The sequence below is a fragment of the Flavobacterium sp. YJ01 genome (assembly GCF_029320955.1).
Classification (GTDB): Bacteria; Bacteroidota; Bacteroidia; order Flavobacteriales; family Flavobacteriaceae; genus Flavobacterium.
In genome coordinates this window covers 4,203,454-4,227,345 of the sequence record NZ_CP119757.1, presented here as the reverse complement: position 1 = coordinate 4,227,345, position 23,892 = coordinate 4,203,454, and the positions used below count along the sequence as shown (strand labels likewise).

Below are 23,892 nucleotides of genomic sequence, written 5' to 3'. Positions count from 1 at the left end.
TTATTTCACTTTATCAATTCTGTAAGTCGTATTTGCAGTATGCGTTTTACCAAACATATCTGTCGCTTTAATCTCAATTGCATGTTCTCCGATAGCAAGATCAGAAGGAATATTTCCTCTCCATACGTGCGTACTTTTTTCAGGATCTGAAGAACGTTTTCCAGGCATAAGCACTTCAGATAATTCCCATTCGTAAACCAATTCTACATAAGATGGATCTTGCACTTCTACATATTCCATTTCTTTCCAATCTCCTTGATCTACTCGGTAAAGAACTTTGTCTTTTTTACTTCCCATGAAAAAATTGGCAAATACGCCAGATTTGGTGCGTTTTGCTTTGGCTACCACTTTTGGAGCAAAAACTTTCATTTGATAATTTTCTGGTTTTCCCGCTACTTTATAATCGACAGTATATTTATTTCCATTAAAATGAATGAAAGCATAACCTTTTGGAGTTCCGTCTCGCATAACCGAAATTGGAATTCCTTTCTCATCTAATTTTCCTGAATACCAATCGCCAGATGTTGTTCCGATATTATAATGATGATGTGGAGTTTCCTGTAACCAGCCATCTTTCTTTTCGAAAAAATCTTGTCTTTGCATGTGTGTATGCGCCGAAAGCGAAAGTGTATTTGGGAAATCTTTCAACAATTCAAATAATTTTTGACGGTCTTCATCTCTAAAAGAATCGTCTTTACTGTCAGGTTCGCTTATCGGAATATGGAAAGCCAACACAATTAAATTGTCTTTTGGAACTGTTTTAAGATCGTTTGCAATAAACTGCATTTGTTCGTCTGTAAATCCGCCCCAATATCCTTCATGATCTCTTGGATCTGGATACAAAACATCGTCAACTACAATAAAATGCACTTTTCCGTAATTGAAAGCATAATTTGCAGGTCCGAAATGAGCTTCGTAGGTTTCATCTGCCAAATTATCTTCTTTGGCATCAAAATTTAAATCATGGTTTCCTAAAAGATTGTACCACGGAATTCCGATTTTTTTTACTGCTTGAATGTATGGATTGAATAAGCTAAGATCGTTTCCAACCAAATCTCCCATACTTAATCCAAACGGAATGTTTTTAATGCCTTCAACTTCGGCAACAATTCCTCTCGCAAAAAAATCAACTTCTTCTAGATTATAAGGCTGCGGATCTCCAAAAATAAGAGCCGTAAAATCATTGGTCTCCTTCTGCGGAAGCAATCCAAAATCTACAGATTCTGGCAATTTTCCTGTTGGTGCAACTCCCTCAAACTTTCCTTTAGGAGAACCCGCTGGTTTATGATTATAGAAGAACTGAGGCAGATTATCTTTATTAACCTGAATTTTATACCCAGAAGGTTTGATTACGGCAATAATGGCATCGTTTTGCAATGGCAATTCGTAGTTTCCTTTTTTATCGGTTACAACAACTTCTCGACCGTTTGTTACGGCAACATTTGCAATTCCTTTTTCTTTTTTTTCCTTTTTACCATTTTGATTTAAATCTTCAAATACGATTCCTTTTACGGTTGTTTGCGCTGTTAAAACACCACAAAACAGTATTGCGCTATATATAAATGTCTTTTTCATCTTTTACTTTTTATTTATCCCACCAAACTTTTGTATTGATATTATCTCCTCCAACCATTTCAACTGCTTTATGATAGTTTTCGGTATTCTTGATTTGCTGATTATCCGGATAAGTAAACCTTGACGGCATAACTCCATTGTTTAACATTGCGGTTGTTGTTGGCAGTACAGGAAAGCCTGTTCTGCGATATTCAAACCATTGCTGATAATCTGTAAAATATAAAGCATAATACTTTTGCAACATTATCCTTTCTAAAGTTCCATCATATTGCGCTTCTGGTTTATTGAAATAAGTGGTTGGAGTTGTAGCTTTTAATTGTTCTATGCCTGCTCTTACTCCTTTTTCATAATGTCCTGCAGCATCTGCAATAAGACCACGTTGCGCTAATTCTGCTTTAATAAATTCAACCTCAGCATACGTTAAAAGAAATATCTGCATTGGGTTTTGTACCTGCACATTATAAAGTGTTGAAGCATTGTATTTGAACTGAGAATCTGAACCAGCATAAGCACTTGTAATTCCTTTAAATCCGATTGGTGCATTGGTAACCAAAGCTGTAGCACCAGTTGCAATTATGGCTCTTCTCGGATCTTCAAGCGTATTCAAATTATCAATAAAGAAAGAAGCCATTTTGATATTCAGGTTAAAATCTTGAGGTCTGCCCCACGGAGAAACATTTGGCGCAACTCCTGTAATTTTTAAAATAGCACTTTCAGCAGTATTTGTAAAAACAGGATAAACTTCAGGATGATCTGCCATATAGGCTAGTTTTGCAAAAGCTCCTGTTTCTGTTCTATTAGAAACTCGTAAAAGCAATCTCATTTTTAGAGAATTGGTGAATTTCTTCCATTTCAAAACATTATTTTGAAACAGAATATCTTCGGTATAAATCATTGCTTTACTTGTATCATAAAGTGTATTGGCTCTTTCTAAATCTGCCAAAATTGTTTCATAAATAAACTCTTGCGTATCATACTTTGGGTACAAAATTCCATCTTCTCCACGCGCTGCTTCAGTCATAGGAACTGGACCAAAAAGATCTGTAAGATTGGCGTACACCAAAGCATTAAGGGTTAATGCAACGGCTTCGTAATTGCCGTCTCCAGCTTTTACTGAAGCCATTCGCATTTCTCTGATATTGTTTAGCCATTTGTAATAATTATTCCATGCTGAGTTTCCAATATTGTTGCTTACATCATAACGGTGTAAACCTCCTGTAATACTTGGAAAAGGAAGTGAAACCTGCATTAAATTGAAAGTAACATCTACACTTTGAGAGGCATTCTGAGAAGCAATTCCGTAAATAATAGGATTTAACAAAGTTCCCGGACTTATCTCTGTAATAAGGTTGGGATTCTCGTTAAGCTCTTCGTAACTTCCTGTGCAGGAAATTGTAATTCCTGTTAGTAATAGGATAATTGCTGTAATTTTTATCTTTTTCATTGTCTTATTATAAAGTCAAACTTAAATTGAAACCGTAAGTAGCTGGAGATGGCATTTGCCCCATTTCGATACCTGGCAAAATCGTATCTCCATTTAACGCTGCTGTCTCAGGATCATAAATTGGGAAATCTGAAACAGTTGCCAAATCTCTTCCGAAAATTGAAAATTGAAGTGACTGGATTCCTGAATTTTTCAGCCATCTTTTTGGCATATTGTATTGAAGACTGATTTCACGAAGTTTTCCAAAAGAAGCATCAAAAGAATTTGATTCTATGTTTGCTCTTCGGTAGTAACGTGTATACCAATCAGCAGTTTTTACTTGTTTCGTATTTGGAGAATAAGATCCATCTGCATTTTGAACCACACCTTCTCCAGTGATAAAGCCGGTTTCTCTCCCCATACTATTTGAATTTAATTTTCCTTGTTCAGAAAGTTTATGGTGTGTCTGAGAATAAATAATACCACCGTATTGACCGTCAATTGTTACGTTCATAGTAAAATTTCCGATTGAAAAACTATTGGTAAAACCCGCTTTCCATTTTGGACTTGCATCGCCGATATATTGAATTTCTTCAGGATATGCCGGAAGACCTGCATTATCATAAACGATTTGACCATCAGGAGAACGCACAAATCCGAAACCGTAAATAGCACTTGTAGTTCCGCCTACTTTTGCAATGATAGAAGCTGTTCCTCCAGTACCGATAATCTGCTGACCATCGATACCTTCTGGTAATTCCATTACTTTATTCCAGTTACGTGACCAGTTTACAGTTGAATTCCATTTGAAATTATTTCCATCAATAATTTTTCCGCCAAGGGTAAGTTCGATTCCTCGGTTTCTAACTTTTCCTCCATTTAAAACTGCACCGCTATAACCTGTTGAAAAATCCATCGGAATATCGATAATTTGGTTTTTCGTTACACTCTCGTAAACGGTAGCATCAGCTGTAAGTCGGTTTTTAAACATTCTGATTTCAAAACCGGTCTCAAAACTTGTTGTGATTTCAGGTTTAAAATGATCATTATATAAAACCGTTAAAGTCTGCGCCGAACTTGGAAAAGCGCTTTGTCCGTAATATTTCTGCGTTTTATAAGGTTCTGTATCATTTCCTACTTGAGCAAATGAAAGTCTGTATTTTAAGAAATCAATTGATTTTGGAAGTGTAACCATTTCAGAAATAACGGCACTTGTATTAATCGACGGATAGAAGAATGAATTATTCTCAACCGGAAGCGTACTTGTCCAGTCATTTCTTCCTGTAATATCAACAAAAAGCATATCAGCATAAGACATGGAAACTAAGCCATATAAACTGCTCATTTTTTTGTAAGCATCGCCTAAAGTCAAAATTGGTGCACTTGATCCATTTGAAAGCTTGTAAACTCCTGGCACAACTAAACCTGTTACTTCTGCTTCTGTTCTTCTGTATTTGTAACTCATAGCATTTCCTCCGGCCGAAGCAGCAAGAGAGAATTTACTACCGAAATCTTTTTTATAAGAAAGTAAAAAGTCGGAGTTGATTTCTTGTTTGAAAACATCCTGTCTTTCATAAAATCCTTTCGCATATCTATTGATGCTATATGGTCTTTTTTGTTCTCTTGTCTGATTGTAAGTGTTCATAGACGAACGAAGCATTAATTCCAGATTAGACGACAAAGTAATATTGGCAAAAATATTACCCACAATCTGATCACTGTCTAATATATTTGTCGCTTCATAAGCAATTAAATACGGATTGTCTATAAAAGAACTAAAAGGATGCAACTGTTCGATTTGCTCTTTGCCTTTTACCCAAATTGGACGATACCAATCTAAATCGATATTTGGCTGCTGAAAAATCATGAAATAAGCAATAGATCCATTGTTGTAACCTGTAGAAGGCAAATTATCACTATTCCTTGTATTGTAATTTATCGCAGTTCCCAATTTAATTTTGTCAGATACTTGATAGTTGGCATTAACAGCCGCTGTAACTCTGTCAAAACCTGTATTTGGCATAATCCATTCATTCTTTTGGTTTCCAACAGAAAGACGCATTGATCCTTTGTTGTCGCCACCTTGAATAGAAACATTATTGTTTAATGTCATACCAGTTCTCCAGAAATCTTTTCGGTTATCTCTATAAGGCTGCCAAGGCAATCTCTGCGCTGACTGTCCTTCTAAAGTAGGGTCATATTGATAGAAATTCTGTCCTGTAAATGCTGGCCCCCAAGCACTGCTTGTTCCGCTGGTTGAAGTTCCGTCTGCAGAATTTCCGTAAGAATAATATTGATTCCCCGAAGCATCTGGCGAATTTCCGGTTCCTTGTCCGTACTTGTACTGATAATCAGGCCATCTTTGAATTACATCAAAAGTAGCTCCTGTATTTATTGAGATTCCTAAACCTTTGTTTTTCTTTCCAGATTTTGTGGTAATAATCAAAGCACCGTTTGCTGCACGGCTTCCATAAAGCGCAGTTGCACCTGCACCTTTAAGAACCGTAACTGCATCAATATCATCTAGATTAAGATCAGAAATTCCGTTTCCGTAATCAATTGGAGAATCTTCTCCCATGTAAGCGCTACTTGAACCCGAAGTTGTCATCTCTGCATTTACAGGAACACCGTCTACAACAATTAGCGCATAATTTCCTTTTGGACTTAATGACCTGTTTCCTCTCAGTGTAATCTGCTGTGAGTTTAACGGACCAGAACCTGTAGAAGTAATGCTTAAACCTGCCACTTTTCCTTTTAATCCAGATGACCAGTTGTTTGGTCTTCCTTGCGATAAGTTTTCAGATTTGATAGTCTGTTGCGAGAATCCTAATCTTTTTTCTTCTCTTTTAATTCCCAAAGCCGTTACAACAACTTCATTAAGTTCACTTGTACTTAACTTCATTACAATCGTAATCGGATTAGTACTTGCTGAAACCTCTTGAGAAACATATCCCATATAAGAAACCACAAGAACAGCCGAAGCATTTACAGCAAAGCTGAAATTTCCTTCCATGTCTGTCATTGTGTTTGTTTTTGTTCCTTTTTCAAGAATGGTAACTCCTGGCATCGGCATACCGCTTTCGTCCAGAACTCTTCCTCGAACATTCATTTGCGCACGAAGATTTTTGGTAACTGTAATAGTATTATTCAGTTTTTTAAATGAAAGCCCAGTTTTAGAAGCAACTTTTGCAAGCACTCCGTCAAGACTTTCTTTTTCTGCATAAATTGAAATGCGCTGTGAACTTCCAGATATCTTTTCGTCAAAAACAAATGTAAAAGTCGTTTTTTGTTCAACTGCACTAAAGAACTCTGTAATTGCAGCATCTTTCAGATTAAGGCTAATCTGAACATCTTTGCCTGACTGTCCTGAGGCAAATCCTTTAAAGGAAAAAATTAATAAAATCATTAAGTAAAGATTTTTCATCTTTATATACTTATTGAAAAAAAATTGTAGTTTCGTATTCATTACTATTAGGCTATAAATTTTATTTTTAGTCTTTTAAAATCGCCCGTTTCCGTTGCACCGGAAGCGGGTTTGTTTTTTCTGTTTTTAAGGTGTCTTTTTTCTTATAGTTATTTGGTTTTTAGTTGTGTAATTTATTTTTAGGTTTTTCAAATAGGCAATACTTTCTAGTACGTTTTCCAGTTTTTCGTCTTTAAACTTTCCAGAAATCGTAAGATTATTTAGTTCTTGATTTTCAATTGTAATATCTACATTATACCAGTTTTCGATAATTTTTACCGTTTCAGAAAGCGTAGTGTTTTTAAGCATGATCGTATTACTTATCCAAGCGATTTTATCTTCGCTGTTTTCTGTAGAAATCTGTAAATCTGAATTCTTTATCAAATCGGCTTGCTGATCTTTAATAATCTGCACTTTTTTTCCAGTTGGCGAACTGACTTCCACTTTTCCGCTGATAACACTTACTTTGGTGTTGTGATGTTCATAGGAATTAATGTCAAATGAAGTTCCAAGCACTCTCACTATTACATCGTGTGTTTGTACAATAAAAGGTCGTTTTATGTCTCTAAAAACCTTAAAATAAGCTTGTCCAACAAGCTGTATATTTCTTGTGTCTTCAAATTGTTCGGGATAAGTAATACTGCTGTTTGAGTTTAGTACAATGACACTCCCATCTTCAAGGAAAATTTCTTTCTTTTCTCCTTTGGCAGTAATTTGAGTAATTGCTGCAGGTTTGAATGCAAACTTGGCTACAGTAAATGCAATTGTAAGTCCGGCTACTAAAACTGCTGCGACTTTTAGTGCTTTCCTAATTGTATATTTTTTTGGTTTTACCTGTAGTTCTAAAAATATCTTATTTAGAATTTCATCCCCTTTTTCATCAGATAATTCAATATCTAATGATTGATCCTGCATCTTATCAAAAAATGATTCGACTGTTATTTTTTCTTCAGGTGTGCAGGTACCTTCTTCGTATTTTTTTGCTAATTGCAAAAAGATTTCTTTTTTCAAAATATGTGCTTTTATATACAAGTCACATTTTTTGAATCGAACAAGTAGTCGAAAATAAAGGCTTAACGTTTTCTTAAAACGAGTATTTTTTAGTTAACATAAAAGAACGCTGCCCAGTAAAAAAGAAGATAATTATAAGATGCGTTGTTTAATCGAAGTTGCTTTAAAGCGTTGCTGATATGTTTTTCTACCGTATGAATTGACAAATTAAGTTTTGCCGCAATTTCAGCATTTGTGAAATGTTCGATACGGCTAAGCAGAAAAACCTCTCTACATTTGGGAGTTAGTTTACTAATCTGATCGTTGATGTTTTTCTCCAAGTCAATGTACTCGAGATCATTAATAGTCAAACTTGGATCTGGAATGCTTTCTAATATTTCAATATGCTGCTGATCAAATTTCAGATTTCTGATCTGATTCGCAATTTTGTATTTTACAGCTCTAAAAAGGTAAGCTTCAAGATTTAGAATTACAGCGCTAGTCGCGTTTTTCCAAAGACTTATAAAAATTTCCTGAACTATATCTTCGCAAATTGCTTCGTCTTTGTAGATTTTAAATGCGTACGAATAAAGTTTTTTCCAATAGCGATTAAAAATAATTGAAAACGCAGCATCATTCCCTTCAAAAATTAATTTTTGAAGTTCATCGTCTTGCATTTTCAAAAGATCTTTTTCCATGTTATTAAAAAAAACAAATGAAAAGGAACTGATAAAAAATACCTAAGAAACTAATTTAACTTTGTGTTAAATTAGTTTTACCCATAATTTCTAAAATTCTATTTAAACATTTCTCTGTTCATGAATTCTAAATCTCTATCAATTCAAGTAAAAAGATATTTTATTTTAATACTATTCTTTCCGTAATTGTTTTATTTGAGGAAACATCAATACCAGTAATTTCGGCATACTTTACATTTGGCAACCAAAAAGAACCTCCTTCAATTCGCACAAATATTTTCTCCACTTGTATTTTTCTCTGATTTATATTTACAAAAACATGATATTTTTGATCTGAATCTAGCTTTTTCAACGTTAAAGACAACTTTTTGTATGATACAAATTGAAGTTCAAACTCTTCATTATTTAAGGCTTTGCTTTCTATTCCATATGCAAATTTGCGTTGCATATAACTAAAATCTTTTTTTTCTCCTTTCTCAGCATATCGAATCCAATATCCTTTTATAGGATTACTTTTTTCTATTTTTCCATTTTCTTGATAATTTAAGGCATATATAGCAGTATTTATATTTGGATCGCGCTGAATATAAAATAACATATTATCTATATTTTTAGGCGTCGGAAAATTTAATGGCGATGGATTTCTAGATTGCGCCAATAAATTTTCTGAAATTAAATTCAATAAGATCAATATAATGATTAGTGATTTTCTAAAATATTTAAATGGTAATTTATTCATAAATGAAATACTTATATTCTAATTTTAACAAGTTGGCTGTATTTTTTCTAACACATAGCATAATAGATATTGTAAACTTATAAAGACGTTTCACTACTAGTAACAAACATAGCTACGAGTTAAGAAACTAGTTTATTTTTCAAATTCTTTTTACGAATCTAAAAACCTATGCTTCTATCTGTTGAATTGTTTTTTTTTTGAATTATTTCCAACAGATTAATTTGATTCGATTACATTCTGTTTTTCGTTTACCTTAAAAACCCAATATTTAATCAGAGGATAATTAAATCCATAAGAAACAAAACTATCCGTGATTAATCTTCCGATTCTGTAATCGATTTGAAATGTTTTTTGCAGAATAAGCGTACCAAGTGATTTCAAAAAAATACTTCCTAGTACAACCAATGCAAATTTAAAAAGCTGACTATTAATTCGGTTCTTATAACCAAATTGATTTTTAAACACCCAAAATCTATTAATGCTAAAATTGATAATTGCACCAATAGTTCCTGAGATTAATATAGAAAAGGTAAAATGCAGTTTAAATACTTCTGTCAGTAAAATCATTAAGCCATAATCGGTAATGCCGCCTACAAATGCTGCAACTTGAGCTTGTAGAAAAGTATAAATAGACTTTTTATTGAACATTTCAGACTTGATTTTTATCTTTTAAATCACCTAACTTTAAGAGTTTAAAGCTATCTACAAGATTGATTACAAGCAATATAACACTAATTAAACCAGCAAAATAGGTTATTGATCCGTGAAATAAAACTTCTGTAATTAAAATTAAAGCAATAATAAATCTAAGCTCCGTTGGACCAACAGCTCCCGAATCTATACTGTATTCATTTGTAATTTTGTAGCGTAACTGACTGATGATGATAGACCAACCATACAATGCAACAAAAGCAAAGGCTACTATTTGTGTACCATTTTTAGCATAAATGTAGTAGCCAAAACCAATAAGTACAATACCAATCCAATCGGCGATAATGTCGAGTGCAAAGCCATACCAGCGACGTGGAATATTTCTATAATAAGCCAATCTTCCGTCTAAAGAATCACCTAACCAATTTATAATCAAACCAATAATCCCTAAAAGCAAATACCAATTTGTTATATAGGTTCCTAAAACAAAAGCTAAAAAAACGAAACCCGAACCAAGTGCCCCAATTAAAGTGAGTAAATTTGGTGAAATGAATTTAGGCACTTTTGGCAGCAGAAATACAATAGTTGACTGTTCCGCTTTTTTCAAAATATTAGTGCGCTTACGGTCAGAAAATGTTCTTTGTGCAATTGAACTATAATCTTCATTCAGTGTTTCCTTTCCCATTATCAGCTCAGTATTTGTAAACCTGAAACTATCGCCAATTCTAGTTTTGCTATTTTAAGTTTTATCTTTCTCTGACTATTTTTAAAAAAATCTGTGGTACTTTTTAGCTTACCTGATCTAACCAGATAACTAAACGCGATAACAATCAGCATAATTATTTAACAATACCAGCAAAACGTTGATAGAAAACCGTTGGACTGTTCTCGTTTTTAGGAGCGTATTTTCCTGCTATAATTGGAATATAAATAACTCTTCTTCTGCTTTCTTCGCCACGAACAGATGATTCTGCAACTCTGTGCCATAAACGACCATCATGAATGGTTAAATCTCCAGCCTCTGGAATGATGGAAACTTCCTCCGGATCGGCTTTATTATCTAAAAAGTATTTTTTACGGAAAAGCATTTGATAAATACTTTGCTTATGAGTTCCAGGAATAATTTTAAGTCCACCGTTTTCAGGTCTCAAGGTGCTCAAGTGAATACCCACATTTAACATCGGATTTAATTTTCCTCCATAAAAAATATCTCTTAAGCCATCTGTATGCCAACCCATTTTAGTAAACTTACTTTCTGGTCCGTTGATATAATGATTAAAAACCATTCCGTCTTTTTCTTCCGTTCCTAATCTGGCGCCATCGCCTGCCAATGGTAACAAACCATTAAATCTCGGATCAAGCAGAAGACCGCTCAAGGCTTGATGATGCTGATTGATAAAAGCAAAACGTTGTACAATAGGAGAACCATCTAAATCTTTTCCGAATTTAATTGGGACACCGTTTATTTTTTGAAGATCGTTTTCAATCCAATTTTGCTCAACTTGTTTCGATGCATCAATAATGGACGAAACCGTTTCTGGATTTATAAATTTTTTGAAGTGAATGAAACCATGTTCGTTAAAAAAGGCAATTTGCTCATTTGTTAATTGCTCAGTAAGGGTAAATGTTTTATATGTAGATACCATGATAAATATATTTAATAGATGAAATAATAGTGTTTGTAATTTTATATAAAAGGTTAGCAACAACAACAGCAGCACATTCGCATGTTTGCGTGCATTTGACCTTTATTAAAATTAAACTTATTTTTCATATTAGATATACTCTATAGAATTAGTAGACATTTATGCAAATGTAATATAATTTATTATTTGCCAAAATTTTTTTGATACTTTTTTCGAAAAAAAAATTAGATTTTATAAATACCAGCCGCAGTTTTTTCTATGAAAGCCTTTGGTAATACACGATTAGCGTAAACCGAAACAATATTTGTAAAACCCGGAATAACTTCAGATTTTTTGTTGAACATGGCTTTTACCGCCATTTTTGCCACTTCATCAGGTTGCATATTAAACTTTTCAGCCATTTTGTTTAAAGCACTTAAACCAGCTCTCGCAGCAAAACCAGTATCAACCGGACCAGGACTAAAACAGGTTACTGAAATTGAAGTTTTTTCAAGTTCGAAACGTAAGGCCCTTGTAAATGATAAAACAAAAGCCTTTGTAGCCGAATAAACAGCTAATGTAGGCACAGCTTGGTATGCTCTATATATTTAAAATGTAAGCTTGCTCTTCGTGTGAAAGTATAGGAACTAATAAATGAGAAAGTTCTACCACTACATTCATATTAAGTTGCATCATGCCAAGCTGATCGCTTAAAGCAGACTGACTAAAATCGCCCCAAACACCATAACCAGCATTGTTAACCAAAACCCCAACTGGGTAATTATTCAATTTTATCCAATCGATTACTTTTTGTGATGCAGCATTTGTCGAAAGATCAATTGATAAAACAGAAACATTGATTTTGTATTTAACTTGAATATCATCAGATAGTGCTTTTAATTCTGCTTCACTTCTTGCAACAAGCAGTAACGGATATCCTTGTTTTGCCAATTCGTAAGCAATAGATTTTCCAATGCCTTTGCTGGCACCTGTTATTAAAGCATACGGTTTCGTTTTTTCGCTCATTTTATTAATTTAATAATCAAATATAAAGATTAATTGTAAAATGTTGAGCTTGCAGTCCGACTTATCATTCCGTACAAATGTTTTGCTGGTAGAAAAATATAGATCAGGTCAGATTATTAAAACGATTTCAAAATCAAATGTTCCTACGGAACGTAATCTCTTTTAAAAATAAATTTTTTCTACCAACGAAATGCTCCTACAGAACAAGTAAATATGTAAAATGACAAAGAGGCTGTCTCAAAAATCGAGACAGCCTCTTTGTTAAAACCTTTTGTACTTTTTAAACGGGTTTATTTAGTTTAGGATCATAAAGCATTGCTGTACATAAACAGTTTTTTCTTTCCTTACTCACTAATATCGGACAGTTTACACATGATTTACAGCTTTCCCAAAAGATTTCATCTGAGGTAACTTCAGAAAAAGTAACCGGCATAAAACCGAGTTCGTGGTTCATTTTCATCACGGCAAGTCCAGAAGTTAAACTGAAAATGCGGGCATCTGGATATAACTTTTTGCTCAATTCAAAAATCTTTGTTTTAATTTTTTTGGCCAGTCCTGTATGTCTAAACTCTGGCGCTACAATAAGTCCCGAATTAGAAACATAATTGCCATTTTCCCATACAGAAATAAAAGCAAAACCTGCCCATCTTCCGTCTGATGCAAAAGCTATAATTGCTTCTCCCTTATTCATTTTTTTCTCCAATAATTCTGGCGAACGTCCAGAAATTCCTGTTCCGCGGGCTATAGCTGATGATAAAGTCTCTTCGCAAATCTGTTTAATCCAAAAAATATGGGCAGATCTGGCTTTTTCAATAGTAAAATCTATTTGTTCTGCTGTCTCTTCAACAGATGAAAGTATTGCATTTTTACGAAATTTGTTGGTATAGAAAAAACCTTCACCAAGTTTTATATTAGCGTCTATTATCGGATCTATAATTTTCATAATTATTTAGTTATGTTTTAATTATCCTTTATTTTAATGAAGTAATTCCAAATTTGATGTCTTAAAGAATTTGAGAAATTAGAAGAACAGTAATAAAGAAAACTATACTAAAGACTATTAAATTGATGGTTCTGTCTTTACTCTGCATAGATTTATTTGATAAGTATAATTTAGTTATCTCCTTGCTTCTTGTTTTATTTGCTTTCATAGTTCTTTTTTAGATTGATAATGTTTAGGATATTGGCGAAGACAAACGATATGCCAAAACATCTTAAACGACACAAACACTTAATTATCAACAAATTAAATCATAGTATCATTTACAAATTACTATCAAAATGATATGGTGAACCTACCAAAATGAAAGGCTTTACTATTAATAACATTATTTTTTAAGCATAAAAAGATTTTCTGAACAATCGAGAAATAAATAACCCGAAAAGCCTTTTCAACCGAAATCTCTTTTACTTTTGCCGAATGTTAGAAATTCTTTACCAAGACGAATATATTATTGCCATTAATAAACCAAGCGGGTTGTTGGTTCACAAATCATTTTATGCACGAGATGCAAAAGTGTATGCCATTCAGGAATTGAGAAATCAAATTGGGCAACATGTTTATCCTATTCATCGGTTAGACCGCAAAACATCTGGTATTTTGTTATTTGCGCTAGATAAAGAAGTTCTGAAAATTATGAATGATCGTTTTGCCACACGCGAGGTCGAAAAAAAATATTTAGCCATTTTACGCGGCTGGTCTCCCGAAGAACTTACGATTGATTATGATTTAATTAATGATGATAACATTAAACAAAATGCCATAACCTATTTTAGTCGTTTGCAAAATGCCGAAGTTGCGTTAGCATTTAACAATAAACCCACTTCACGATATTGTTTGGTAGAAGCGATTCCAGAAACTGGACGCATGCATCAATTAAGAAAACATTTCAAACATATTTTTCATCCCATTTTAGGAAGTCGACCGCATGGTTGCAACAAACAAAATAAATTGTGGCTGGAAAATTTTGATCTCAAAGGAATGATGCTCCATGCGCATCAGTTAATTTTTAATCATCCGATACACAACGAACAACTAATTTTGAATGCAAAGGTTAATGAAGAATTTAGCAGAGTTGGTACTATTCTTAATCTGGATTTGAGTAAGTATCAATAGTATTTTTCTCCAAATTAATAAAATGAATAATTTCTTTTTAAACCTTTAGCTTTTTATTTTTATTTCTTCGCCAATAAAACAGATAAAAAACTCCTAGAAGCAAAACCAAAATATCAAATCTAATAATCTGCGGTATACGGTTTATTTGATCGTTATAATAAGTTCCTCCAAAAAGTGCTCCAGAGCCGATTCCTAATTCCATCGAAATATATATCGTGGCAACCGCTTTTCCACGGTGTTCTGGGTTACTCAAATCAATAGTCCATGCGCTAACTGCTGGTGACAAAATACCTGCGCCAATTCCATAAATTCCTGCTCCGACTAGTAACATCTGAATATCTCTTCCGGCACTTATTACAAAAAGTGCAACAGCCATTATAATTAATCCTGCCAGAATTACTTTTGGTCTTCCGTGTCTGTCTGAAACTTTTCCTGCACCAAAACGAACTAAAACAGATGCAACAGTAAATGCTGTAAAAAAGATTCCTTTATTTGTCGCGCCAAGATGTTCGCTCCAATCAGGAATTAAGGTCAAAATAAGTCCAAATGCCGTGTAAGAAAGAAAAGTAATAATTCCTGCTGGAAAAACATTTTTATCAACAATATCTTTTCGTCCGATGTAAAACATAGATTTATTAAGTTTCTCTTTTACTGTAAGCGTTTCTTTCATATTAAAAACAATAATAATCGATAAAAATGCAAGAAATGACGAAGTATAAAACATCACATTCATTCCGAAAGAATTTACAATCATACTTCCTAATGCTGGTCCGAGTGCGCCTCCGATACCAAAACATAATCCGTGCATTCCTAACGCTTCTCCCCATCTTTTTTGCGGAATAATATCGGCTACGTAAGCAGATGTTGATGTCGGTTTAAATCCTGTAGAAAAACCATGAACTAGACGAAGCAACAAAAATCCAGAAACAGAACTTAAAATTGGATACAGAAATCCGCAAATCACACAAACCGAAGATCCAATTGCCATAACAGGCACACGTCCCCATTTGTCTGTCAATTTACCACTAAAAGGTCGCGAGATTGCCGCCGTAAGTGTAAATAAAGAAATGATTAATCCTTTGTATTCTGCTCCTCCCAAACTGCTTAAATAATTTGGAAGTTCTGGAATCATCATATTGAAACTAGAAGAAAACAGCAAAGAACTTAAACAAAGTAAAATAAATTGAAGCGTATAGATTGATTTTTCTTTTTCTAACATTATTGAATTATAAATTAAATCATTGCAAAAGCAAATGGGTATTAAAATTGAAATTTTTAAAACAATTCCAATTGATTGTTCGGATTATTTGGTTTGTTCTTTTTGGGTTTTGCATCACCAAAAACGGTTCGACCTCCGTATAAATGAGAATTTTCTCTTTCTCTTTGAATCAAAGCATCAAAATTATTATTCGGCGTAAAACTTTCTTCGGCATTTCTCGAAATTTCAGATAGTTTTTGAATCGCGCTTAATTTATCGCTATTGCCAATTTTTGCACGATTTATAGCTCTTTGCAAAGTATCGATCGTTTCATCATAAATTTTAACAGGAACAGGAAACGGGTGTCCATCTTTTCCGCCGTGGGCAAAAGAGAAACGTGCCGGATCTTCAAATCGAGTTGGAGTTCCGTAGATTATTTCGCTTACTAAAGCTAAAGATTGCAAAGCTCTCGGTCCCATTCCTTTTAAAAGCAATAGTTCTTCAAAATCTTCTGGTTTATTATCGTGAGTTGTCCAAAGCATTGCTCCGAGTCTTTTCATGTTGACATCATCTATTCTCACATCATGATGCGCAGGCATAGAAAGATGTTGCATTTCTTTTATAATCTTTGTTGGTTCTTCTTTTATTAATTCTAAAATTCCTTCTCTAGATTTTGTAGCAGCATCGGCAGTAAGATTCAAAATATTGCCTTGATTTTCGCCGTAAATAAAAGTATGAGGCTCATTGATGAAAGATTTCAAATCTTGCGAATGCCAATGATATCTTCTTGCCGTATGCGAATTCGGATTCATTCCTTGCTGAATAACAGCCCATTGTCCTTTATTATCCACAATAAAATTATGCTGATATAATTGAAATCCATCTTGAATGGCAGTGTTGTCTACTTTTGCTGTAAGTCTACTGCAATTGGCGAGATTATTTCCGTCGAGACCTGTTTTTTCTCCCACAAAAAGAAGTTCTTGCGGTGTGAGCATCGAATGTTTTCCTTTTCCTCCGCAGATATAAATTCCTAATTCTTTAGAATGCGGATTAACCGATCTTTTTAAGGCTCCAAGTACAGAAGTTGTAATTCCAGACGAATGCCAATCCATTCCCATAACGGCTCCAAAACTCTGAAACCAAAAAGGATTACTCAATTTACTGATGACTTCGGAAGTAGAAAATTCTAAGGCAATCGTTTCTACAATTGCAAAACCAAGTTTTGACATTCGTTCAGCAAGCCACATCGGAACGTGTCCGTAATGTAAAGGAAGATCTGCTGTACCTGAACGTTTCATCTGTCAAATTATATGCTGCAAAAATAGGCAAAATACAACTGTTTATTTCTTAATAAAGCCGTAAGGTTCGTAGAATGTTACAAAATGAAACAATTTATAAAGAGAGAATGGCAAAATCATTTTATGGAAACAAAAGTTTACTTAAATTTACTTTTATGGAAGAACTGCGAAAACATATTGAACAAATTTGCCCTTTAACAAATGAAGAATTTGACTATATCAAAACGTTCTTTAAAGAGAAAAAGGTAAAAAAACACCAATACTTGCTTCAGGATGGCGATAAAGTAACTTCTGAATATTGGATTGTAAAAGGCATTTTTCGTGCTTTTCATATTGATAAAGACGGAAAAGAACATATTGTACAATTTGCACTCGAAAACTGGTGGCTTTCAGATTACAATGCTTTTTTCAATCAAAAAGAATCCAACATTAATATTGTTTGTATGGATGACGCAGAAGTTCTTTGTCTGACACTTTCTGGAAGAGAACAATTGGCTTCGGAATTGCATAAAATGGAGCATTTTTTTAGAATGAAACTCACTAGCGGTTATTCGGCTCAACAAAGAAGAATTATTTCGCTTCTCTCTAATAATCCTAAAAAACGATATGAGGAATTTGCAAATCTTTATCCGAACATTATGCAAAAAATACCTAAAAAATATATCGCAGAATACTTAGGCGTTAGTCGGGAAACTCTCAGCCGACTTTATTCAAACTCTTAAAAACTTCAATAAAAAACTTCAAGCGTGATTTTCTGTCACGCTTTTTTTATGCTTTCAATTTAGATATCTAAAAAACTTTCTTAACCAAAGTCAATGATTTTTAACGACTTACAAACATAATTTTGCCTTGTAATTAAATATTCTTGTTTTCTGAATTCTGCTTAATCTTTTGATTTTGAAAGGCTCAACACAAAAATGTGATTCAAATCACACTTTTAAAGTGAGTTGGCTCAACCTCCAGGTTCTAGATATGGAGGAAATTTGTCTCAGATATAAAGCCAATTATAGATTACAAAATTTTGCATAACAAATAGATTCATTTAAAAATCAAAAATTATGAAACCAAAAGCTTATAAATCAATTGCTAAAAAAGGGTTTACTATTGCAACATCTGTTTTTCTTTTACTAATAAATGATGCGAAAGCCCAAAACGGCATTAAAGTAAAAACTAAAACGCTTACTGAAATGACTTCAAAAATGACAATGTATGAAGTTAAAGACGAACAACTGGCAACGTTTCGTAAATCGATGGAAAACTACGTTGCAAATGCGATTCTTTCAAAAGACAATACTATGGCAGAAGCATTTTACGAACAAGAAAAACCCAATGTCTTATGGCTTATTGAAAGATGGAATGACAAAAAAGAATTCGTTGAATTTAGCAAAAGCAAATCAGCAAAATCAGTAGAAGAATTATCTAAAAAGGCGCTTTTAATACCTTCTAAAAATTATTATCTAAAAGACCTTGAACCATTAACGAAAGAACAATGGCGTAAAACAGCAAAAAAGGAAGACCAACAACTTGTCATCATGTTATTTGTTGATGCAAAAAAAGGCACAGAACAAAATTTTAAAGATACTTACCATATTGCAATGCCACAATTTAGAAGTGAACCTGGAGTGGTAACGTATCAGCTTTCTGAAATTGATGGAGATGAAACCCAATTTGTTACTTACGAAAAATTCAGAAGCGATGAAGCTTTTCAATATCACTTGAACTTTCCTCCAATTAAACCCGTAATCGAGTATTTGGAAACCAGTATCAAAAAACCTCCTTTTCAAAACGGACTGCATAATCTGATAGAATTTGCACCGCTGACAAGAGAATAATCTTAAAAAATAAATTCATAAAAAAACAATTATCAACATTTTAAAAAATTAGAAATCATGAAAAATTTAACACCAATTATCGCAGCAAGTTTATTCGGAACTACAGCTTTTAACGCTCAAACTAGTCATGAACTAAACGTTATGAATCAATTAGCAACTCCTTCGCACGTATCTGTTATGCCAGTTTCGCAATTATTAAACGCGCCTGGAAACGAAGCTTTGAGAGACTTCTTTTTTACTCCAGTGAAAGACAAAACGATATTAAAAGGTAAAAAAATCGCTGTACTGGCAGCAGACGGTTTTGAAGAAATTGAACTTACTGGACCAGTTTGGTACTTTAGAGAACTTGGCGCTCAGGTTGATATTATTGCGCCAAAATTTAATCCCGCTCCAGCAAGATACGGATTGAGTACTCCTGAAATGGCAAAAACTCATATTATGGCAATTCAGTATCTGCAACCTACAGGTTGGATTAAGTTTGACAGAACTGCCGATCAAATTAAAGTGAGTGATTATGATGCTGTTTTTATTCCGGGTGGCGCTTGGAATCCAGATAATCTTCGTTATGATAAAGACGTAATCAAATTTATTAAGGATTTTAATAAATCTGGAAAATTGATTGCCGCTATATGTCACGCGCCAGTTGTTTTAGCTTCTGCTGATATTTTGAAAGGAAGAAAACTTACTGGATATTGGAACATTCAAATTGACTTAAAAAACGCCGGCGGAATTGTTTCTGACCAACCTGTTGTAGTAGATTCTAACATTATTACAAGCAGACATCCAATTGATGTAGCTGATTTTTCTAAAGCTGTAGAAAGCTGGTTGGCTAAAAAATAATTTCAATATAAACCCAGAAAGTGAATTTCATTTTTCTGGGTTTTAATTTAAAATTTTATTTCCCAATCATTCTTTTTCGAAGCCTGCTTAGAGATTCTGGTTTAATACCAATATAAGATGAAAGCTGATTCTGCGATACCATTTGAAAAAGATAAGGTTCTTTTTGTAGGATTGTTTTATAACGCTCTTCTGGAGTTTGAAAATGAAGCATTTCCTGCCTTTCAATGATTATGAGGTACGCAGATTCGGCAATTAGTCTTCCAAATTTTGACCAATTCGGACAGCAATTATACAATGCCTCAACTTTATTATATTCTAAGGCAATTACTGTAGAATCTTCCATCGCTCTACAGCTATAATGCGCATTTTTTTGCGTAATAAAACTGGCAAAATCTACTAGAAAATCATTCGATTTTACAAATCTGCTGTTGATCTCGTTTCCTCGGTAATCAACGTAAAACATTCTAAAAAAGCCATTTTCGATAAAATAGATATGGCGGCATATTTCTCCTTGAAGCAAAAGATCTTTGTCTTTTTTTACTTCTATTCTATTGATAATTGGCAACATTAAATTGTACTCCTCATCAGACATTGGGACAATTGATGTAATAACGTTTTTAAGCGCATCCATAATATTGATTTTTTAAAGAAATAAGCAGATTGCAATTGGATCTAATTTTTCTAAAACTATTTCTAGAATATTAAAAACATGTTCTTAACCAAAGTCAACGGCATTTATGAAATCACGAGTCTACCTTTGTTATGTAAATATATTGAAAACCAATTACTTACAACATTAATTTTAAAAAAAATCTATTACTAATAATTTTAAAAACTGAAATCATGAAAACTAAATTCAACATCGAAACAAAAACAAATAAGAATTCAAAATTAGGATTTAAAATCCATTTGCTTGTATTTTTATTAGCAACCCCAATTGTATTTATTGTCTGGTATTTAACCGATACTACATATCCTTGGCCACTTTGGTCTACACCAGCTTGGGCAGTAGGAATTGTTTTTCACTATTTAGGCGTATATGTTTTTAATAAAAACAATACTAAATCTTATTGCACTAGAAATAAATCTTACAGCATTTAAGTATTTAAAGCCAAAAATTCTAGAAAAAAAAAGTCTCGAAAAAACTAATTTTCGAGACTTTTCATATTTTGTATAATGTTATTTATAAATTCAAATTACTTTCTTGGCAAACAAAAATATGCTGTAAACCGCTTGTGTGTAATTTTGCAACAGCTTCTTTAATATCATCTAAATTAGATGTTATAATTTTCAAAACCTGTTTTAAATCCTTAAAATTATTTGGTTTTATAAAATAACAGACAGCACCTAAACTTGTCGCGCTATCCATATCATTTTTGTGCGAAGAAGTCGAAATCATAATCACAGGGATATCTTTATACCGCTGATCTGATTTTAATTCTTTAAGACATTCCCAACCATTCATAATTGGCATATTTAAATCTAAAAAGATAACTCCAGGATTTTCATCGAGACTATCTAGAATTTTTAATGCCTCGCTTCCATTTTCTGCACAATGACATAAAATATCTTCATCAATATCTGCCAATGCTTCGCAGAACATTTCTGTATCATCCATATCATCGTCGGCGAGTAAAATTACCTTTTTCTTCATATTAAATGTCATTCTCTTTTTGTTCTAATGGCAACTTTATTGTAAATACAGCACCTTGGTTTGGTATACCCGAAGCGGTGATACTTCCTCCATGACGCTCCGCTATTTTTTTGCAAAGCGACAGTCCTAAACCAGTTCCTTCGTATCGATCCTTAGGATTTAAACGTGTAAAGGTTTCAAAAATATGATTAGTCTGATTAGAAGTAAAACCAATTCCGTTATCTTCTAATCTTATCAAGGCAAAACTTTTGTCTTGCTCGTTTATTATCTCAGCCGATATACTAATAATTGGCGGTATTGTTTCTTGAGCAAATTTAATCGAATTATTAATAAGATTGTAAAATAATTGATACAGTAATACAGAAGCTCCTTCTAATTTTGGTAAATTTTGATATAGAATTTTTCCATTCGATTTTTGCAAAGCAATTTCCAAATCCGTTTCAATATTTCTTATAATTTCATTTAAGTCAACTAAAGTTGTTTTTTGCGAATCGGCATTAATTTTAGAATAAGCCAAAACGCCATCAATCATGTTAAACATTCGATCTGCGGCAACATGAATTCTTTCAATAAATTTTGTTGAAGATTCATCAAGTTTTCCGTCTAAACGATCTTCTAAACGACTTAGAAACGTTTTAATTTTTCTAACCGGTTCTTTCAAATCGTGCGATGCAACGTGAGCAAATTGCTGCAAATCATCGTTAGAGCGCTGTAATTCTTTTGTACGATCTGCGACTAAAATCTCTAATTTTTCGGTAATAGATTTGTGCTCATGTATATCTGTACACGTTCCAAACCATTTGGTTATTGCACCAGTTTTGTCTTTGATAGGAACAGCTTTACTCAAAAACCATCTGTATTCTTTTGTATAAATATTTTTTATTCGAAATTCAAGCTGATACGGATTACCGTTTTCAACGCTATAATACCAAAATTCTTTTACTAAAGATACATCATTTGGATGTAAAACTGGAATCCAGCTATTATCTCCATGGCCATCTTCTTCTAATCCTGTATATTCATACCATCGATTATTGTAGTAATCTGTAAAACCATCTGGTCTTGCTGTCCAAATAATTTGAGGAACTAGATCTGCAAGCTGGCGGAATTTCTCTTCACTTTCTTTAATAACCTCTTGAAGCTCTTTTTGCGAAGTAATATCACTAGCCGTACCAAACCATTCGATTATTTTACCATTTTCATCTAATATTGGAACCACTCTAGAAAAAACCCAGCCAATTGATCCGTCTGGATTCGTAACTCTATGTTCCATTTCAAAAATGCTTTTGTCTATAATAGATTGAGAAATAAGATTAACGGCTCTTTGAAGATCACTGTTATGAATAAATTTATCTAGCCAATTAGAAACTTGACCTTCAGAATTAGTAAAAAGTCCATCTCCTTCCAGACTGTGCATAATCATCCAGTCGGCATCCATTCGATACACTAAATCTGAAGAAGCATTTACCAGCGCCCGAAAACGATTCTCGCTTTCTTCCATTTTCTGACGCGCTACAACCTGTTCTGTAACTTCGACAGCTACTTGAATCATTCCGGTTATTTTTCCATCTTCTATAAGCGGACGATAAGCAAGATTATAATAGTAATTTTTTAATTCGCCTGTGCGGTTGTGTGGCACCAAAACCTCGCTTTGATCAAACGGAATTCCTTTATTATATACGTTTAGAACCTGTTCCCAAACATATTGCCCTTCTAGTTCTGGCAACACATCAATTAATCGCATACCAATAATTTCTTCTCCGCGCCCAATCATCTGGAGCATATGACCGTTAATCTGTTCGATTATTAAATCATCTCCTTTAAGAATTAAAGTTGGTGCTGGAGTCTGGTGTATCATTTTACGAAAACGACTCTCACTTAATTGCAATTTTGCTTCTGCTTGTTTAATTTCTGTAATATCACGAGTTGTTCCTGCAATTGCCTCAACATCTCCTTTTTCATTAAAAACAGGTGCAAAAATGTAATCGTAAACTCGACGTCCTAATTCTGCATGCGGAAAAGATACTGTTCCTCTAATTGATTTCTTTGTAGAAACCACTTCGTCGATTTCTCTTTCGTGCATTTCGGCATGCCATTCTTCATAGCCATTTTCTCGAAGTCCTTTGCCAATAGCATCTTCTGCAGATTTGCCCCACATTGTCAATAAAGCTTTATTGGCGTAAGTAAAAATATAATCAAGATCAAATACATAAACCAAATCTGGAGTTGTATTTATAATCGAATCGTAAAGTCTTTTTTGCTTTTCTGTAACTGTAAGTGCATTATTTAAAGCGTTTTCGGCTTGTTTTTTTTCTGTGATATCTTCTGTAGTCAGAACAATTAAGTCATCCTGTTTAACGGCTGTATATAGAAACCATTTTTTGTTTTCTTCAATTTCATGCCATTGCTCATAATTTACAGAAATGCCTGTTTCTGACGTTTCAATAAGCTTTTCTAGAATATCATTTTTAATCCACGGAAAAACTTCGGTGTACCTTTTGTTTTTGTAAGTAACATCTTTAACCCAACTAATCATAGCAGAGTTAAGCAGTAATATAGAAAAATCTTGTATCCTGTTTTTATTATTGTATAAAGGCTTTAAAACTGCAATTCCATTTGGTGCTGCGTTAAAGACAATTTCAAAAAGATTTAGATTATTTGTTAGCTCCATTGGTTCGTCAACATATAAGAAAAGCTGTTTTACTATTTTAAACTTTTAATTATTAATTACTTGTATCTAAAAATACATTCAACTAAAACAAAA

At 33.4% G+C, this 23,892-nt stretch carries 22 protein-coding genes; 5 read left to right on the top strand and 17 right to left on the bottom strand.

The window, feature by feature from the left end; genetic code table 11:
- The 12 genes from P0R33_RS18640 to P0R33_RS18585 all read right to left on the bottom strand — a co-directional run bounded on the left by P0R33_RS18640 (position 1) and on the right by P0R33_RS18585 (position 13,133).
- Positions 1 to 1,575, bottom strand: coding sequence for a calcineurin-like phosphoesterase family protein (locus tag P0R33_RS18640; protein ID WP_276172670.1), 1,575 nt, complete (start codon positions 1,573 to 1,575; stop codon positions 1 to 3).
- A 10-nt stretch (positions 1,576 to 1,585) separates the two neighbouring features.
- The gene (locus P0R33_RS18635) at positions 1,586 to 3,019 is read right to left on the bottom strand and encodes a SusD/RagB family nutrient-binding outer membrane lipoprotein (protein WP_276172669.1); all 1,434 of its coding nucleotides are present in this window, start codon (positions 3,017 to 3,019) and stop codon (positions 1,586 to 1,588) included.
- Between the two features lie 7 nt (positions 3,020 to 3,026).
- Positions 3,027 to 6,422, bottom strand: coding sequence for a SusC/RagA family TonB-linked outer membrane protein (locus tag P0R33_RS18630; RefSeq protein ID WP_276172668.1), 3,396 nt, complete (start codon positions 6,420 to 6,422; stop codon positions 3,027 to 3,029).
- 126 nt (positions 6,423 to 6,548) lie between these two features.
- On the bottom strand, positions 6,549 to 7,472 hold the full coding sequence (locus tag P0R33_RS18625; RefSeq protein WP_276172667.1) for a FecR domain-containing protein: 924 nt from the start codon (positions 7,470 to 7,472) through the stop codon (positions 6,549 to 6,551).
- Between the two features lie 89 nt (positions 7,473 to 7,561).
- Positions 7,562 to 8,149, bottom strand: a complete 588-nt coding sequence (locus tag P0R33_RS18620; RefSeq protein WP_276172666.1) for an RNA polymerase sigma-70 factor — start codon at positions 8,147 to 8,149, stop codon at positions 7,562 to 7,564.
- Between the two features lie 160 nt (positions 8,150 to 8,309).
- Positions 8,310 to 8,888 (bottom strand): DUF4833 domain-containing protein, encoded by a 579-nt coding sequence (locus tag P0R33_RS18615; protein WP_276172665.1) that lies wholly within the window; start codon positions 8,886 to 8,888, stop codon positions 8,310 to 8,312.
- Positions 8,889 to 9,104: 216 nt separating this feature from the next.
- On the bottom strand, positions 9,105 to 9,536 hold the full coding sequence (locus P0R33_RS18610; protein WP_276172664.1) for a GtrA family protein: 432 nt from the start codon (positions 9,534 to 9,536) through the stop codon (positions 9,105 to 9,107).
- A 1-nt stretch (position 9,537) separates the two neighbouring features.
- Positions 9,538 to 10,224 (bottom strand): CDP-alcohol phosphatidyltransferase family protein, encoded by a 687-nt coding sequence (locus tag P0R33_RS18605; protein ID WP_276172663.1) that lies wholly within the window; start codon positions 10,222 to 10,224, stop codon positions 9,538 to 9,540.
- Between the two features lie 154 nt (positions 10,225 to 10,378).
- Positions 10,379 to 11,185, bottom strand: coding sequence for a phytanoyl-CoA dioxygenase family protein (locus P0R33_RS18600; RefSeq protein ID WP_276172662.1), 807 nt, complete (start codon positions 11,183 to 11,185; stop codon positions 10,379 to 10,381).
- 224 nt (positions 11,186 to 11,409) lie between these two features.
- Positions 11,410 to 11,751, bottom strand: coding sequence for an SDR family NAD(P)-dependent oxidoreductase (locus P0R33_RS18595; RefSeq protein WP_276172661.1), 342 nt, complete (start codon positions 11,749 to 11,751; stop codon positions 11,410 to 11,412).
- 13 nt (positions 11,752 to 11,764) lie between these two features.
- Positions 11,765 to 12,190, bottom strand: a complete 426-nt coding sequence (locus P0R33_RS18590) for an SDR family NAD(P)-dependent oxidoreductase (RefSeq protein WP_276172660.1) — start codon at positions 12,188 to 12,190, stop codon at positions 11,765 to 11,767.
- Between the two features lie 280 nt (positions 12,191 to 12,470).
- Positions 12,471 to 13,133: a GNAT family N-acetyltransferase gene (locus tag P0R33_RS18585; protein WP_276172659.1), complete on the bottom strand. Its 663-nt coding sequence runs from the start codon at positions 13,131 to 13,133 to the stop codon at positions 12,471 to 12,473.
- Between the two features lie 477 nt (positions 13,134 to 13,610).
- Here P0R33_RS18585 and P0R33_RS18580 point away from each other — a divergent pair, with 477 nt between their 5' ends.
- A complete protein-coding gene (locus tag P0R33_RS18580) occupies positions 13,611 to 14,306 on the top strand; it encodes a pseudouridine synthase (protein ID WP_276172658.1) in 696 nt (231 codons plus the stop codon).
- Between the two features lie 37 nt (positions 14,307 to 14,343).
- Here the strand turns inward: P0R33_RS18580 and P0R33_RS18575 are convergent, their stop codons facing one another.
- Both P0R33_RS18575 and P0R33_RS18570 read right to left on the bottom strand, forming a co-directional pair.
- Positions 14,344 to 15,525, bottom strand: coding sequence for an MFS transporter (locus tag P0R33_RS18575; RefSeq protein WP_276172657.1), 1,182 nt, complete (start codon positions 15,523 to 15,525; stop codon positions 14,344 to 14,346).
- A 56-nt stretch (positions 15,526 to 15,581) separates the two neighbouring features.
- Complete coding sequence (locus tag P0R33_RS18570) at positions 15,582 to 16,802, bottom strand: DUF763 domain-containing protein (RefSeq protein WP_276172655.1); 1,221 nt, start codon at positions 16,800 to 16,802, stop codon at positions 15,582 to 15,584.
- 107 nt (positions 16,803 to 16,909) lie between these two features.
- Between P0R33_RS18570 and P0R33_RS18565 the strand changes: the two genes are divergently transcribed.
- The 3 genes from P0R33_RS18565 to P0R33_RS18555 all read left to right on the top strand — a co-directional run bounded on the left by P0R33_RS18565 (position 16,910) and on the right by P0R33_RS18555 (position 19,474).
- The gene (locus P0R33_RS18565; protein WP_276172654.1) at positions 16,910 to 17,524 is read left to right on the top strand and encodes a Crp/Fnr family transcriptional regulator; all 615 of its coding nucleotides are present in this window, start codon (positions 16,910 to 16,912) and stop codon (positions 17,522 to 17,524) included.
- Between the two features lie 336 nt (positions 17,525 to 17,860).
- Positions 17,861 to 18,634, top strand: coding sequence for an antibiotic biosynthesis monooxygenase family protein (locus tag P0R33_RS18560; RefSeq protein ID WP_276172653.1), 774 nt, complete (start codon positions 17,861 to 17,863; stop codon positions 18,632 to 18,634).
- 57 nt (positions 18,635 to 18,691) lie between these two features.
- The gene (locus tag P0R33_RS18555) at positions 18,692 to 19,474 is read left to right on the top strand and encodes a type 1 glutamine amidotransferase domain-containing protein (RefSeq protein ID WP_276172652.1); all 783 of its coding nucleotides are present in this window, start codon (positions 18,692 to 18,694) and stop codon (positions 19,472 to 19,474) included.
- A gap of 55 nt (positions 19,475 to 19,529) precedes the next feature.
- On the opposite strand, the gene P0R33_RS18550 is transcribed toward P0R33_RS18555, so the two are convergent.
- Positions 19,530 to 20,105 carry a Crp/Fnr family transcriptional regulator gene (locus P0R33_RS18550; RefSeq protein WP_276172651.1) on the bottom strand — a complete coding sequence of 192 codons (576 nt, stop codon included), beginning with the start codon at positions 20,103 to 20,105 and terminating at the stop codon, positions 19,530 to 19,532.
- A 212-nt stretch (positions 20,106 to 20,317) separates the two neighbouring features.
- On the opposite strand from P0R33_RS18550, the gene P0R33_RS18545 reads away from it, so the two are divergent.
- On the top strand, positions 20,318 to 20,575 hold the full coding sequence (locus P0R33_RS18545) for a 2TM domain-containing protein (protein WP_276172650.1): 258 nt from the start codon (positions 20,318 to 20,320) through the stop codon (positions 20,573 to 20,575).
- Between the two features lie 82 nt (positions 20,576 to 20,657).
- On the opposite strand, the gene P0R33_RS18540 is transcribed toward P0R33_RS18545, so the two are convergent.
- Together P0R33_RS18540 and P0R33_RS18535 are read right to left on the bottom strand one after the other, a co-directional pair.
- Positions 20,658 to 21,128 carry a response regulator gene (locus P0R33_RS18540; RefSeq protein WP_276172649.1) on the bottom strand — a complete coding sequence of 157 codons (471 nt, stop codon included), beginning with the start codon at positions 21,126 to 21,128 and terminating at the stop codon, positions 20,658 to 20,660.
- A gap of 1 nt (position 21,129) precedes the next feature.
- Positions 21,130 to 23,799 (bottom strand): PAS domain S-box protein, encoded by a 2,670-nt coding sequence (locus P0R33_RS18535; protein ID WP_276172648.1) that lies wholly within the window; start codon positions 23,797 to 23,799, stop codon positions 21,130 to 21,132.
- Positions 23,800 to 23,892 lie beyond the last annotated feature (93 nt).

Coding starts and splice junctions, on each gene's coding strand:
- P0R33_RS18615 (WP_276172665.1), bottom strand. CDS start 8,888: ATGAATAAATTACCATTTAAATATTTTAGAAAATCACTAATCATTATA.
- P0R33_RS18550 (WP_276172651.1), bottom strand. CDS start 20,105: ATGGATGCGCTTAAAAACGTTATTACATCAATTGTCCCAATGTCTGAT.
- P0R33_RS18560 (WP_276172653.1), top strand. CDS start 17,861: ATGAAACCAAAAGCTTATAAATCAATTGCTAAAAAAGGGTTTACTATT.
- P0R33_RS18590 (WP_276172660.1), bottom strand. CDS start 12,190: ATGAGCGAAAAAACGAAACCGTATGCTTTAATAACAGGTGCCAGCAAA.
- P0R33_RS18640 (WP_276172670.1), bottom strand. CDS start 1,575: ATGAAAAAGACATTTATATATAGCGCAATACTGTTTTGTGGTGTTTTA.
- P0R33_RS18580 (WP_276172658.1), top strand. CDS start 13,611: ATGTTAGAAATTCTTTACCAAGACGAATATATTATTGCCATTAATAAA.
- P0R33_RS18635 (WP_276172669.1), bottom strand. CDS start 3,019: ATGAAAAAGATAAAAATTACAGCAATTATCCTATTACTAACAGGAATT.
- P0R33_RS18555 (WP_276172652.1), top strand. CDS start 18,692: ATGAAAAATTTAACACCAATTATCGCAGCAAGTTTATTCGGAACTACA.
- P0R33_RS18630 (WP_276172668.1), bottom strand. CDS start 6,422: ATGAAAAATCTTTACTTAATGATTTTATTAATTTTTTCCTTTAAAGGA.
- P0R33_RS18535 (WP_276172648.1), bottom strand. CDS start 23,799: ATGGAGCTAACAAATAATCTAAATCTTTTTGAAATTGTCTTTAACGCA.
- P0R33_RS18545 (WP_276172650.1), top strand. CDS start 20,318: ATGAAAACTAAATTCAACATCGAAACAAAAACAAATAAGAATTCAAAA.
- P0R33_RS18565 (WP_276172654.1), top strand. CDS start 16,910: ATGGCAAAATCATTTTATGGAAACAAAAGTTTACTTAAATTTACTTTT.
- P0R33_RS18540 (WP_276172649.1), bottom strand. CDS start 21,128: ATGAAGAAAAAGGTAATTTTACTCGCCGACGATGATATGGATGATACA.
- P0R33_RS18600 (WP_276172662.1), bottom strand. CDS start 11,185: ATGGTATCTACATATAAAACATTTACCCTTACTGAGCAATTAACAAAT.
- P0R33_RS18575 (WP_276172657.1), bottom strand. CDS start 15,525: ATGTTAGAAAAAGAAAAATCAATCTATACGCTTCAATTTATTTTACTT.
- P0R33_RS18570 (WP_276172655.1), bottom strand. CDS start 16,802: ATGAAACGTTCAGGTACAGCAGATCTTCCTTTACATTACGGACACGTT.
- P0R33_RS18585 (WP_276172659.1), bottom strand. CDS start 13,133: ATGAAAATTATAGATCCGATAATAGACGCTAATATAAAACTTGGTGAA.
- P0R33_RS18620 (WP_276172666.1), bottom strand. CDS start 8,149: ATGGAAAAAGATCTTTTGAAAATGCAAGACGATGAACTTCAAAAATTA.
- P0R33_RS18605 (WP_276172663.1), bottom strand. CDS start 10,224: ATGGGAAAGGAAACACTGAATGAAGATTATAGTTCAATTGCACAAAGA.
- P0R33_RS18610 (WP_276172664.1), bottom strand. CDS start 9,536: ATGTTCAATAAAAAGTCTATTTATACTTTTCTACAAGCTCAAGTTGCA.